At 51.5% G+C, this 12,531-nt stretch carries 12 protein-coding genes; 6 read left to right on the top strand and 6 right to left on the bottom strand.

What is annotated here, in order from left to right; all coding sequences use genetic code 11:
- Positions 1-44: 44 nt before the first annotated feature.
- The 4 genes from IVG45_RS10450 to IVG45_RS10435 form a co-directional block, all read right to left on the bottom strand.
- Positions 45-863: an ABC transporter permease gene (locus IVG45_RS10450; protein ID WP_196437744.1), complete on the bottom strand. Its 819-nt coding sequence runs from the start codon at positions 861-863 to the stop codon at positions 45-47.
- A 78-nt stretch (positions 864-941) separates the two neighbouring features.
- Positions 942-1,751 carry a hypothetical protein gene (locus IVG45_RS10445; RefSeq protein WP_196437743.1) on the bottom strand — a complete coding sequence of 270 codons (810 nt, stop codon included), beginning with the start codon at positions 1,749-1,751 and terminating at the stop codon, positions 942-944.
- An 18-nt stretch (positions 1,752-1,769) separates the two neighbouring features.
- Positions 1,770-3,005, bottom strand: a complete 1,236-nt coding sequence (locus IVG45_RS10440; protein WP_196437742.1) for a glycosyltransferase family 4 protein — start codon at positions 3,003-3,005, stop codon at positions 1,770-1,772.
- 62 nt (positions 3,006-3,067) lie between these two features.
- Entirely contained in the window at positions 3,068-4,015 is a 948-nt protein-coding gene (locus IVG45_RS10435; RefSeq protein WP_196437741.1) for a glycosyltransferase family 2 protein, read from the bottom strand.
- 87 nt (positions 4,016-4,102) lie between these two features.
- On the opposite strand from IVG45_RS10435, the gene xrtA reads away from it, so the two are divergent.
- On the top strand, positions 4,103-5,599 hold the full coding sequence (xrtA, locus tag IVG45_RS10430; RefSeq protein WP_196437740.1) for an exosortase A: 1,497 nt from the start codon (positions 4,103-4,105) through the stop codon (positions 5,597-5,599).
- Positions 5,600-5,776: 177 nt separating this feature from the next.
- Here xrtA and IVG45_RS10425 read toward each other — a convergent pair whose 3' ends face one another.
- Entirely contained in the window at positions 5,777-7,399 is a 1,623-nt protein-coding gene (locus tag IVG45_RS10425; RefSeq protein ID WP_196437739.1) for a methyl-accepting chemotaxis protein, read from the bottom strand.
- 315 nt (positions 7,400-7,714) lie between these two features.
- Between IVG45_RS10425 and IVG45_RS10420 the strand changes: the two genes are divergently transcribed.
- Positions 7,715-8,008, top strand: a complete 294-nt coding sequence (locus tag IVG45_RS10420; RefSeq protein WP_196437738.1) for an inner membrane CreD family protein — start codon at positions 7,715-7,717, stop codon at positions 8,006-8,008.
- A gap of 139 nt (positions 8,009-8,147) precedes the next feature.
- Here IVG45_RS10420 and IVG45_RS10415 read toward each other — a convergent pair whose 3' ends face one another.
- On the bottom strand, positions 8,148-9,698 hold the full coding sequence (locus IVG45_RS10415) for a sigma 54-interacting transcriptional regulator (protein ID WP_196437737.1): 1,551 nt from the start codon (positions 9,696-9,698) through the stop codon (positions 8,148-8,150).
- 225 nt (positions 9,699-9,923) lie between these two features.
- Between IVG45_RS10415 and IVG45_RS10410 the strand changes: the two genes are divergently transcribed.
- From IVG45_RS10410 to IVG45_RS10395, 4 genes are read left to right on the top strand one after another with little or no spacing between them, the layout of a single operon-like run.
- Positions 9,924-10,577, top strand: coding sequence for a DUF938 domain-containing protein (locus tag IVG45_RS10410; protein ID WP_196437736.1), 654 nt, complete (start codon positions 9,924-9,926; stop codon positions 10,575-10,577).
- A gap of 11 nt (positions 10,578-10,588) precedes the next feature.
- On the top strand, positions 10,589-11,167 hold the full coding sequence (locus IVG45_RS10405; protein WP_196437735.1) for a beta-class carbonic anhydrase: 579 nt from the start codon (positions 10,589-10,591) through the stop codon (positions 11,165-11,167).
- Positions 11,167-11,901 carry an SDR family NAD(P)-dependent oxidoreductase gene (locus tag IVG45_RS10400; RefSeq protein WP_196437734.1) on the top strand — a complete coding sequence of 245 codons (735 nt, stop codon included), beginning with the start codon at positions 11,167-11,169 and terminating at the stop codon, positions 11,899-11,901. The genes IVG45_RS10405 and IVG45_RS10400 overlap by 1 nt, the downstream gene beginning before the upstream one ends.
- 43 nt (positions 11,902-11,944) lie before the next feature.
- Complete coding sequence (locus IVG45_RS10395; protein WP_196437733.1) at positions 11,945-12,256, top strand: YdhR family protein; 312 nt, start codon at positions 11,945-11,947, stop codon at positions 12,254-12,256.
- Positions 12,257-12,531 lie beyond the last annotated feature (275 nt).

Raw genomic sequence — 12,531 nt, 5'->3', positions numbered from 1 at the left:
GTGATTAGTCTTGTCGTTTAGGGTGCGTTCTTGGGCTGGTTAGATCAAATTACATCGGCAAACCAGCTCTCGGCGCGCTTAAAGAACCAGTAACTAAAAGGCAGGATAGAAAGGGTCAGGATCAGGCCAGGGTAGAGCGCATTAAAATCCGGTGGAATCGCCTTGATCAGCACGGCTTGAAAACCGTCGATGATGCCGACCAATGGATTGATCGTGTAAAGGGTGTAGAGCCTATCCGACCATTCGCCGGCGGCTTGTTCTACCAGGAGTTTTTTTTGCACCAGGCTTAGCGGATAGATTACCGGCGAGCCGTACATCAATAGCGATAGCGCGATGGGTATGGCCTGGCCGATGTCGCGGTAATAAACATTCATCGCGGCGCCGAAAAAACTGATGGTGAGTGCCACGACCATGGTGTAGAGGATAAAGGCGGGCAGCCATAAGGCATAGATGCTGGGGATGACTCGGTAGTAAACCATCATGCCCGCCAATATGGCAAAGCTGATTGTTAGTTCCACCAGTTTGGTAACCATCGCCGTCAGTGGAAACACTTCGCGTGGGAAATAAATCTTTTTGATCAATGCCGCGTTGGTGGTCACGCTGTTGACGCCTTCGGAAACCGATTCCTGAAAAAATACCCATGGAATCAGGGCGGCAAAGGTGATCAGCGGATAAGGCAGGCCGCTGGTCTCGATCCCGACAAAGCCTTTGACCAATGTGAAAACCAACATCAACATGATCGGCTTCAGGACCGCCCACAAAATACCGAGGTAGGCTTGTTTATAGCGTATGACGATGTTTTTCCAAGCCAGTGCGGCGATAAGTTCACGATAGGCGAAGATGTTATTGCTGACTTTAAGCATAGTGAGGTTTTGGCGGATGCTGAGTGGGCTTTATTGCGATTGATTGGGTAGCAGCTATGTTTAACGGTGTAGAGGCATTTAGGATATAGCTGCCGATGGGGCTGCCGCCAAAAATCGTTGCCATAGCCGGTCGCATAATTGTTCGACTTCCGGCAGCAGTTTTATGGAATGGTTTTTACGGCTTGATGGACTATTGATCATATTATGTACGCTAGGGGCGTATTTCAAATCGAAGAAATCGAATAATTCGCGGGTCGTGGTTTCGGGGCTGGAAATCAAATTTTCGTAAAATATTATTTTTATATTGGGATTTTGGTCGAAACCTTTTTCAAAAAATAATATGTTTCTTAAATACCATTGAAAAGCACACGCGGAGGGCGTGTCCAATTGATCTATCAGCTTTAATAATAATTGATAAGTGTCATCCGACATGCCATCCGAGACCCATTGGCCGTCTTCCTTGTCATTGGCAATCAGGCGCAATCTGTTCAATACTGTCGGGAAAGAAATTTGCATGGATTTGATTACGTCGGAATAGTGCCTAACCACCCATGCGGCCTTGGACGGTGCCAATGCGGACATGATGGCGTCGAGATTTTGCGATTCGCATAAAGCTTTTATCACGAATTTTGGCGATTGCGATTTTTCGCGCAGGGCCTGTATCTCGCCGATCGGGCGCATGACGTAGTTATCGAAGGCGCGCGGGTCGCGCTCATGATAAACGTCGGTGTCCCAATCATTTTCCAGTATGTCCATGACCAGATTGGTGCCGGAACGCTGGGCGCCGGCAATTAAGCGGGATTGGCGTTTTTCGACGGGACAGGGATTGATGCTGTGACGGGCTTTTTTAGTTAATAAAAAACAATGTTTTTTGAGTTGGTTGATCATTTTTTTATTATTCTATTTTTACTGGGCATCCGCCAGGATTTGCTGGTAAATCGATTCTATCGTTGCGGTATGCCGGGTAACGGAAAATATCTGCAATGCCTTGTTTCGGGCATTATCACTGATTTTCCCGGCCAATGCCCCGTTTCGGAATAGGGTTAAGATCGATTCGGCCAGGCTTTCGGGGTTTCCGGTTTCAAACAGCAGGCCGGTTATGTTGTCATCTATCATTTCGGCGCCGCCCCCGTGATTCGGTGCGATCAAGGGGCGTCCCATGGCCATGGCTTCAATGACTACCGTACCCAAGGGTTCCGGATTGGTCGAGGCCGAAACCACGATATTGACGCCGTTATAGACTAATTCCATGTTCGACATATGGCCGGTAAAGAGGATCGTGTCCTCGAGATTTTCATCAATGACCCGGCGGCGTAGGTGGTCTTCGTATTCAATGCAATCATCGGGCGTCCCGCCTATGATAGGCATTTTTAGATGGGGTATCTGGTTTTTCAGTATCTTGGCAGCGTCGAGAAATAATTCCTGTCCCTTCCAGGGAATCAACAGCCCGACTAAACCGACCACGAATGCATTTTGCGGGATATTGAATTGTTCCCTGAACAAGCCGCCGTCCGCGTTGATATCCAGTTTTTCCAGCGCGATGCCGTCGTAAACCACGCTGATTTTTTGGCGCGGAATATCCAGTTTGTTGCACATGCTGTTGGCCACCCAGTTGGATACCGAGATGAAATGGTCGGGCAACGAATAAGCCCAGCGCATTGCACGCGAGCCTTTTTGGTCGCCGCGTACATGGCAAACGCTTGGAATTTTCAGGCATTTTGCTGCCAGCAGGGCGGCGCGGTTACACAAGGGTTCGTTGTTGGCGTGGATCAGGTCGGCTTTAAAGCGCCATGCCGTCCACCACAGCCGGATAAAAAAAGGTAGGAAATTGAACAAGTCGTCCATGCGCGCCAGTATTTGTTCGCTCAGAAAGCGCAAACCGGGCAGTTGGTCGGGCCAGGTTTGGCTGGCTAATCTTCTCTGCAGGCCGACGATGTCGACAAGCCGGTCGGGTATGTGTTTCCAGAGTGATTCTTCGGCGATTTCCCGGTATTGCGGGCTGGTGCGGCCGGTGACGACCATCGGGAGGTATTTGCCGCGATCCAGATTTCTGACTAGATGGCGGAGGCAGATAATCGCGCCGCCGTAGCCTATGCCGTTTTCTACGTAAAGGATGTGTTTAGGCTGATCTTGTCGGGTCATCGGCGTGATATTGCTCTTTTGTGATACAGCAAGTTTAGGCGGATATTCTCATAAAATCGCTTTTAGGAGAATTTTTGTTTGAGGCGCCGTAGTCTAGCGATCGAATGGGGCGGCAACAGTGATACCAGAAAATACAGCGCCGAACGCAGGCTAAAGCGTTGCCGCAAGCTATTGCGGAATGCTTGCCTGGCTTTGTTGCTTTCGCCCTCGGCAAAATACCAGTAACCCAGGGTCCAATAGCTGTTGGCGACCAGCCGGTTTGGGGCTATGCCTTGTTGTTGCAGTTGTGTTCCGGTATGCCTGCACAGGGAACGCATGACCTTGGTCAAGTCGATCAGCATGTTCTCCGAGGCTTGCGTGGCATTTTCTCCGTGTTGCCGGCGTAGCATCAATACATCAGGCAAGCAGGTAATCGGATGTTGGGCGGCAATTTTTGCCCATAATTCCAAGTCTTCGCCAAAACGAATCCCAGGGTTGAATAATCCCGCCTCCATCAACGTGCCGCGTTTGGCCAGAACGGTGCCGGTAGGGATGAAGTTTTTTTTGACTAATTGGGAGAGTGCGTTTGGAATCGGCTTGCCGGCCATCGTTTTAAACGTATCGAGCAGATGATGTTTGGCTAACACCGAGTCGACGATCACTTTGTCCTGATTGTCGATTTCCGCCATGTCGCCGGCGATGAGATGCAACGAGGGATAGGTTTCTAGCGTTTGTCGTTGTCTGGCAATTTTATCCGGTGTCCATTGGTCGTCGGCGTCGAGAAAGGCAATCCAGTCGCCTTTTGCCATTTCGATGCCCCTGTTACGTGCCGCGGATGGGCCTTGATTAGGCTGTTTGACGTAAACAATATTGCCGGGCAAATCGGCTACGATTTGTTCGGTATTGTCGGTGGAGCCGTCATCGATGATGATGATTTCATCGATGGCCGTGGTTTGTGCGTTAATGCTGGCTACGGCGTCCGCGATGAATCTTGCGCTGTTATAGGCGGGAATGACGGCGCTAATTTTCATGGTTTATCCAGAGAGTTTTTGTTAAGGCGATTACATGATTTGCATGATTCAAGTTTACAATGATTTGCATTGTTTCAAGGAGTAAAAATGCTAAACATTGTCAATTTACCCAGGCATTGGCAAAAGCCGTTGCTGGCTTTGGTTTTAGTTGCCATCGGTTCGATTGTTGCTTTTTATCAAACCTGGGCCTCCATCGTTTCGATTTGGGAACGGTCCGAAACATTTACCCACGGTTATTTGGTGGGGCCTATCAGTTTATGGCTGATCTGGATGCGGCGCGAGGATTATCGCGATTTACGCCCGTCCTTCAGCCTAATCGCGCTATTTTTTATCTTCGGATGCGGATTTGCCTGGCTGGTGGCCGATTTGGTGTCGGTTTTGGTGATTCGGCAATGGGCGGTAGTGGGGATTTTGGTGAGCGGCTTCTGGGCGGTTTTGGGCAATCGCACGGCCTCTCGAATGTTGTTTCCACTGTTGTTTTTATTCTTGATGGTTCCGTTCGGAGAGGAATTCATCCCCTTGCTGATGGACTATACGGCAACCTTTGTCGTGACCATGCTGCGCCTGACCGGCATTAGCGTTTATCGGGAAGGCACTTTTTTTACCTTAACCTCCGGCAAATGGTCGGTTGTCGAAGGATGCAGCGGTTTGCGCTATCTGATTGCGTCGTTTACCTTGGGTACCGTTTTCGCTTATCTAAATTATACCAGCTACAAAAAACGCGCTATCTTCATCGCGGCATCCTTCCTGACGCCGATTTTGGCGAATGGATTGCGCGCTTATATGATCGTCATGATAGGGCATTTGAGCAGCATGAAATTGGCGACAGGCGTCGACCACATTATCTATGGCTGGGTGTTTTTTGGTTTAGTGATGCTGCTGCTGTTTTATCTGGGCTCTCGTTGGCAGGACCCATTACCGGAGCCGGTTAAACAGCCAACCAGCGAAGCTTCGACTGCAGGGTATCAATATGAACGTTACTGGGCTGCTTTATCCGTCACTTTGCTGGGTATTGCAATATGGCCCTTGCTGGCCATGGAAATGCATGCTCGGCAGGTAGTCCAGGCCGCCATTCCCGCTAATTTGATTGGCGCGGCGAACGTGCCATCCATTGGCGCTCCCGATTGGGACTGGCAACCCGAGTTCAAAGGGGTGATGGCGGATGCCAGGCATTACTTCGGCGATCAGAATGCGACTATAGCGATGTATATCGCCAATTTCGGCGATGAATCCCAAGGCGGTGAGTTGGTGAATTCGCAAAACTACCTGGTACGGCAAAAGCATAAAGTTTGGCGCATGATTCATAACACAAAAACGCCGGTGGCTTGGCCGGGCGGTACAACGGATGTCGAGGAAGCGGTGTTGAGCAGCGATAAACGGGATTTGCTGGTATGGCGCTGGTATCGGGTTGGCGACACCAACACGGCCAATCATTATTACGCCAAATGGCTGCAATTGTTAAAACGGCTATCGGGCAATGCCGCGCCGGAACTTTTGATCGTGCTGTATGTTGAAACGCCTCACGGCGACAACCAGTCGGCGCGCGAAAAGCTCAAGAGCATTGCGGAAGCTTGTTGTGGCTGATTTTTACCGGGGGGGGGATCCGCTTATATTCAGCGCCGTTGTTATTGTTCGGCCTTGTAGATTCCGCCAAAAATAAGTTCCCGCTATTTGAATGTCCTGTAGGGGCGAATTCATTCGCCCTGGGCGATTAAAATCGCCCCTACAAGAAATTCAGGGAAATTATTTGCAACCCAATCCTTAGCGCAGAAATTCCGAGTTTTTGTTGAAAAAATCGAAGCAATCTTGAATTCTTTGCCGAGCTGAAGCGTTTTTGTCGAGAAACTCCACTCCGCAGAGGTAGCGATTGCCCTCCTGGCGTAGCCAGACGATACGAGCCTTGATACGCACCGGGCTTTGGTTGATATATTGATCCATGTCTCGATGAGTTGGGAAAAGATCGATATCGACAGCTTGATTCGAGTTCAAGGACCTCGTCAACCAGATGCTGAGACCAATCAGCGAAAAGTCGCGGGTGACGGCTTCAACCTGCTGACCGCCTTGGATGATTTTAACCAACAGGCCGTTGTTTGCCCTTGGATATTCGCGTTTTTCGTCCTGCGCGGGATCGATCGTCACGCCGGGAATAAATGTAAAGCCGGCCATCAAACTATTTAGCCCTGCGGCCAACCGGCGCAGATCCTCGCCAATCACGGCCGTTCCTTCCACTTTTGCCGCATTTTCCTTTAACGTGGCAAACAAGCCTTCCATGGTGGCTTGCAGTTGCCGAAACTGATCCAATTGCTGATTGCTGGCATCGGCGATGGATTGGTTTGCCTGGGCGGTTTGCAGCACGTTCCCCGAGATTTGCTCAATCGCCTCGGTGGTTTTTTCGGCCGCTTTCTGATTGGCGTCCACCTTTCCTACAATGACGCTCATCGTGTCCGTCACTCGCTGAACCTCGTCGGAAAGATGTCGAATAATTTGGTTGACCTCATCGGCCGAACCGGATGTGCGGGTGGCGAGTTTCCTGACTTCATCCGCCACGACCGCGAAACCTCGGCCTTGTTCGCCGGCGCGGGCGGCTTCGATCGCCGCATTCAGGGCAAGCAGGTTGGTTTGAGAAGCAATGTCGGTGATGGTGTCGATGATCAGGTGTATGTGCTTGGCCGAATTTTCCAGTTCCTGGATTTCATGGGATGCCCGATTCACTTCCTGAACGGTCTCCTGCATGGCGCCGATATTCATATGCACATATTCGATCCCGTCCTGGGCTAATCTGTCGACCTGCCGAGCCTTGTTCGAGGCTTCGATGCCTAGCCTTTGTACGTCGGAGGATATCTGAAACAGGCTCTGCATGGCGGAAGCCACTTCCGCGGAACGGTTTTCCTCGCGTTTGCTGACGTCGGCGATTTCATTGGAAATTTTAGCAACCTGGAAGGCCGACTGTCCCATACTCTTGCCGCTCGCATCGATTTCCCGCATGATGTTATTCAGCTTGTTGAGCACATTGTTGAATATTTTCTGTAATACGCCGACTTCATCCTGGGACGTGTTGGCAATGTGCTTGGTCAGGTCTCCCTTTTCCACCGATTCCAGCGAATAGCACAGATGGATGATGGGGCGGGCAAACATATTGGCGATGAACGCAATTAGAAAAAACTGGAATACGAATTCCAGCCCGGATTCCCAAAAGGAATTGAAGATGTAAGCACTGTGATTGGCTCGCAGTTGGGTGATGACTTCAGGCGAGGCGTGACCCGACTCGGCGATTTCAACCATCTTTATCAGTTCGAAAGATGCCAGCAACCGGTTGTAGATCGTTGTAATCATGGTCACGGCAAAAAAACTGAACTGAAGTTTCCAGCGAATGCTTAAATTCATGAACCAATTCACGGTGCCACCTTTTCAGCATGGTTGAGAAAGGACCATTCTCCCATAGGGATTTTTTTTAAACCAGGGGCTGGCGCTTTACGGCGCTCGGAACGGCTTATGCCGGGTGGGCTATGCCGATATTTTCTGCAAATCGGCCCGCTAGCGGCTATGCTTGGTCGATTATTTTTGACTCCTTCGAGATGGATCGACAAATACAACCTAAATCATGTCGCAGTCATCCCGCCGGAACAAACGCACTATTGTTTACAGCCCCTGGAAAAAGTGGCTGGCTTGTTGATGCCGCCTGTATGACGTATTAGTACCGTGAATTTGCCCATTTCATCCAAGCGCATCCTGATCGTCGAGGACGAACCAGCCATTGCCGATACGCTGATCTATGTGTTGGCAAATAGCGGCTTCAGCGCCGGCGCCTTGCTGGCCGGATTGTTCGCCAGTCTTTATGTGTTGTTGGAATCGGAAGACAACGCGCTGGTGTTGGGTTCGCTGCTGATGTTTGTGTTGTTGGGCATTGCGATGCTGACCACTCGCAAGTTGGATTGGTACGGCCTTGGACAGACGGCCGGTGCCGGAGAAAACAGTAGGCCGGCCGCGCTGTAAGCCTCTTCGAAGCAGCGAGCCCACCGCTGCTTCGCCAACCCGGTTTGCAGTATTCCATGATTACCGCTCAAATGATCGATTTAGGGGAATGATAAATCCCGCCGTTCTCCGGCGGCTATTTTGTTCCGGGTAATTTTGGCTATTTGAACTGGCCGGAGCTTAAACCGTATTTTTTCAGCTTGCCGTAGACCGCTCTGGGCGTTAGCTCCATAACGGCGGCCACCTGTTTGACGTCGCCGCGATAGGTTTGCATTGCTTGCTTTAAAAAGACTTGTTCCGCTTCGGCCAGAATCCGTTGTTTGTGCGCATGCCAGTCGTTGCCGGTCGTGGTTACCGGCTTTTGATCCAATTCCAGCCCGGTCAGTTCGTTGCCCTTGCAGAACAACACACAGCGTTCCAAGCTATTCTCCAATTCGCGTACATTGCCGGGCCAGCTATAGGCGCGGATTTGCCCCATCACTTCGCGGCTGACCGATTGCACATTCTTGCCGTATTTGTCGTTCAGCCGCTTTAGAATCAGCTGTACCAGATGCGGCAAGTCTTCCGGGCGCTGGGCCAAGGGCGGTATCCACAGTCGCACTACATTCAAGCGATAAAACAAGTCCTGGCGGAATAAGCCTTGCTCGACATGTTGTTCCAGGGAGCGATTGCTGGCCGAAACAATGCGGACATCGACGCTCAAGGTGTGCTTGCCGCCGACCCGTTCCATCTCGCCTTCCTGGATCACCCTCAGCAAGCGCGTCTGCGCGGCGGGTGACAAGGCGTCCACTTCGTCCAAAAACAAGGTGCCGCCCTCGGCGCGCTCGAAAAAGCCTTGGTGTACTTCAATGGCGCCGGTGAACGCGCCTTTTTCGTGGCCGAACAGTGCGCTTTCGATCAGGCTTTCCGGGATTGCCCCGCAATTGATCGCCACGAATGGTTTATGACCGCGTTCGCTCATCGCGTGTATGGCCCGCGCGATCAATTCCTTGCCGACCCCGGTTTCGCCATTGATCAGCACCGTTGCCAACGTCGGGGCAATGATTTCGACTTGCTGCAGGACTTTTTGCATGGCCGGCGATTTGGCGATGATTGCCGGTGCCGGTTTGGCGGCATGCTGCCTGGGTTTGCTCCACCAGACGTTGCGCATCCGCTCTTCGATGCGCGAATGTAGCGCGGCCATTTCCAGTTTGTCTTCCGGCTGATCCGCGCGGCGATACTCCAGACCCGGCTTGTCGATGGCGCTATCGCGCTGGGTGTGAATGCAAACTTCACAACTACCGTTTTGCCTGGCGATACTCTGACGGATTTCGACTTTTGCGTAACCGAAATTGCGCGCGGCGATGCCGCCGAACACGCTGGAGGTCATCCGGCACAATTCGGGGAAATTAGTCACGCCGTCGCCGAAAGGGCAGCGGTTGTTAACCACGGTAATGGTGCCGGCCTCGACCGAGGCCAATGAAAAATTACCGCCGATGTGGTTTTTTAACGCCAGTATCAAATCAATGTAATCCTCCTGGTCCAATTCGCCCAGCCGTTGATATTCGTCGCGATAAGTCTGTTCGAAATACAGGCCGGCGCTCTTGGCGATGCGTTCGATCAACGATTCGCAATAATCGCCGCCTTCCTGCTCGCAGGCATGCATCAGTTCCAGGATGAAGGTTTGCAGGAAAAACACCGGAGAAATCCGGGAAAAATCATGTGTGTTCATGGCTATCGTTAAAATGAAATTATTTTTCACTGATTGAAGCATGAATTCACGGCTGGTCCAATGCGTATTTTGTAAGCTATTGATATTTATATAAATAGATTTTTTATGCATGATGGCCCATGGATTGCAGTATGCCTTGGAGAAACCGCGATAGCGCGGCTTTCACGGAAAACCGATCAAGCTGGTTTTTCATAAAACTATAAATAATCTTTCGAGGAGATCAACATGAGTGACAACAAACCGCCATTGAACCCGCACCCGCTGAGCGAATACGTGGCCTGGGCCGGCAATCGCAACCGCGAACCGATCTTGGGCGTGTTAAAAGAGAAGTTACCCAAAGACAAGGGTCGGGTATTGGAAATGGCCAGCGGCAGCGGCATGCATATCAACTTTTTCGCGCCGCATTTCGATCACTTACACTTTCATCCGACCGACAAGGATCAGGAAGTGTTCGATAACATCAAACAATTGACCGCCGATCACGGTAACGACAACATCGCCGATCCGGTACATCTGGATTTGACCGATCCCGATACCTGGTTCAACCCCGGCGATAAAGGCAGTTTCGACGCCATCTTCTGTATCAATATTTTTCAAGTCGCGCCGATCTCAATTGCCGACGGTATGATGGAATGCGCTTCGCACTTGCTCGGCGACGACGGTATTTTGCTGATCTACGGCCCGTTCAAAGTCGAAGGCGGTTTCACCACCGAATCCAACGAGGAATTTCATAAAACCCTGGCCTCGCACCAAGTCCCCGAGTGGGGTTTAAAAGACGTCGCCGATCTGAAACAAGCCGCCGCCAACCATGGCATGGTGTTAAAAGAAATCATCGATATGCCGGCCAATAACTTTTCCTTGGTTTTCGGCCGAGGCTAACAGGAACAAACATGAGCACAATACTGAATGAAGTTTTACACGCTAACCAGGGCTACAGCACCGGTTTCGACAAAGGCGATTTGCCGATGCCGCCGGGCCGCCGTTTTGCGATTCTGACATGCATGGATGCGCGGCTGGACCCGGCCAAATATGCCGGCCTGTCGGAAGGCGATGCTCATGTGATTCGCAATGCCGGTGGTCGAGCCAGCGACGATGCCATTCGTTCACTGGTGATTTCCTACAAACTGCTGGGCACCCGTGAATGGTTCGTGATCCATCACACCGATTGCGGCATGGAAACCTTCAACAATGAGATCATGAGTGACTTGTTGAGCAAGAGCCTGAAAACCGCCAGCGTCGATGCGACTGGCTGGCACGATAGCTGTGAAGGTCCAGGCTGCTCCGAAGGCAAGTACATCAACTGGCTGACCATCAAAGACCAGGCGGAGAGTGTTTTGGAAGATGTGCTACGGATCAAATCTCATCCATTGGTACCGGCGGATATTCCGGTATACGGCTTTATTTACGACGTTAAATCCGGACGCTTGCTTGAAGTATCCGCCGCCACCGAGGCCGGACGGGCAAGCTGATGACGACGAACAGAATGGCGCTGGTATTGGGGGTTGGTCCGATACAGGGCTTGGGCGCGGCGTTGGCCCGGCGTTTTGCGGCGGAAGGCTTGCAAGTGGTAATCGCCGGGCGCAGTTCGGCGAAACTGGCCTTGGTAGCGGACGCCATCGCCGACGCCGGTGGCATGGCAATCCCGGTGGTCGCTGATGCGACCAGCGAAAGCGACGTAAAACTCTTGTTCGAGACAGCCACCGCCGACGGCCAGGTTTTGGAAATTGCTGCCTACAATGTCGACAGTAATTTGTCCGCGCCGCTGCTGGAAACCGACGTGGAGATGTTCACCGCTTTGTGGCGGCAAAACAGTCTCGGCGCTTTTCTGTTCGGCCGCGAGGCCATCAAGCACATGTTGCCGCAACAACAGGGCAGCTTGTTTTTTACCGGCGCCACCGCGTCGTTGCGAGCCAAACCGCCATTTACCTCGTTTTCGGCTGCCAAGGCCGGGGTGCGGGCATTGGCGCAAGGCATGGCACGGGAGTTTGGGCCGCAAGGCATCCATGTGGTGCATGCGGTCATTGATGGGGTGATTGACGGCGAACGCGCGCACCGGCAGTTTTCCCGGTTCGTTGCCGCCAAGGGAGCGGATGGTTTGTTACAACCCGATGCGATCGCCGAAACCTATTGGCAGTTGCATCGGCAACATCCCAGCGCCTGGACCCATGAACTGGATTTAAGACCCTTCAAAGAGCCATTTTGAGCATTCAAATGGCTATAACTCAATAACTTACCGAGACTGACTGATGAAAATATTTTTGTATGCGGAATTTCAAGTCGCTATTCCTTTCGATCAAATCGATTGGCAGCCTATCAATGTCGAGATGAAAAAGTATCCGGGTTTGAAATCGAAAACCTGGTTAAGCGGCGTCAACAATAAAACCGTGGGTGGTTTTTACGAATTCGATTCGATCGAGAACGCGCAAAATTATATCGACGGCTTGCTGATTCCTTTTACCAAACAGGTCAACGGCAATCTGTCGGTCAAGCTGTTCGACGGCGACATCACCCAAGCTGCCAATATCGGTATGCATTCTCCATTTTACCCTGCGGAATAAGCCAGCATTAAACTGGAAGCACTGACCCATATATTCACGGGGCAGTCCTCCGAGTTTTCTACAACCGGAGTCTGTCGATACAGGAGATAGCCGAGGCGCAAATTCAACGCATCCGAGTTTGTTTATCAAGCCTAAGCCATGTCGTCGCCTCAAACTTGGCCTACACTTGCATAATCAATAACCGCACGTATCAGGCGAATTAACCGCCAATCGATACCGGCCGCGCGTTCGACAGAGCCGGCTTTATCGCCAGCACCATACCGGTTAACAGGAGG

Source organism: Methylomonas sp. LL1 (assembly GCF_015711015.1).
Lineage (GTDB): Bacteria > Pseudomonadota > Gammaproteobacteria > Methylococcales > Methylomonadaceae > Methylomonas.
The sequence above is the reverse complement of the archived record's forward strand: the minus strand, read 5'-3'. Positions and strand labels throughout refer to the sequence as shown.

What these genes read in the sequence shown, in the direction of transcription:
- IVG45_RS10450 (WP_196437744.1), bottom strand. Translation starts at nt 863, where the DNA reads ATGCTTAAAGTCAGCAATAACATCTTCGCCTATCGTGAACTTATCGCC.
- IVG45_RS10445 (WP_196437743.1), bottom strand. Translation starts at nt 1,751, where the DNA reads ATGATCAACCAACTCAAAAAACATTGTTTTTTATTAACTAAAAAAGCC.
- IVG45_RS10440 (WP_196437742.1), bottom strand. Translation starts at nt 3,005, where the DNA reads ATGACCCGACAAGATCAGCCTAAACACATCCTTTACGTAGAAAACGGC.
- IVG45_RS10435 (WP_196437741.1), bottom strand. Translation starts at nt 4,015, where the DNA reads ATGAAAATTAGCGCCGTCATTCCCGCCTATAACAGCGCAAGATTCATC.
- xrtA (WP_196437740.1), top strand. Translation starts at nt 4,103, where the DNA reads ATGCTAAACATTGTCAATTTACCCAGGCATTGGCAAAAGCCGTTGCTG.
- IVG45_RS10425 (WP_196437739.1), bottom strand. Translation starts at nt 7,399, where the DNA reads ATGAATTTAAGCATTCGCTGGAAACTTCAGTTCAGTTTTTTTGCCGTG.
- IVG45_RS10415 (WP_196437737.1), bottom strand. Translation starts at nt 9,698, where the DNA reads ATGAACACACATGATTTTTCCCGGATTTCTCCGGTGTTTTTCCTGCAA.
- IVG45_RS10410 (WP_196437736.1), top strand. Translation starts at nt 9,924, where the DNA reads ATGAGTGACAACAAACCGCCATTGAACCCGCACCCGCTGAGCGAATAC.
- IVG45_RS10405 (WP_196437735.1), top strand. Translation starts at nt 10,589, where the DNA reads ATGAGCACAATACTGAATGAAGTTTTACACGCTAACCAGGGCTACAGC.
- IVG45_RS10400 (WP_196437734.1), top strand. Translation starts at nt 11,167, where the DNA reads ATGACGACGAACAGAATGGCGCTGGTATTGGGGGTTGGTCCGATACAG.
- IVG45_RS10395 (WP_196437733.1), top strand. Translation starts at nt 11,945, where the DNA reads ATGAAAATATTTTTGTATGCGGAATTTCAAGTCGCTATTCCTTTCGAT.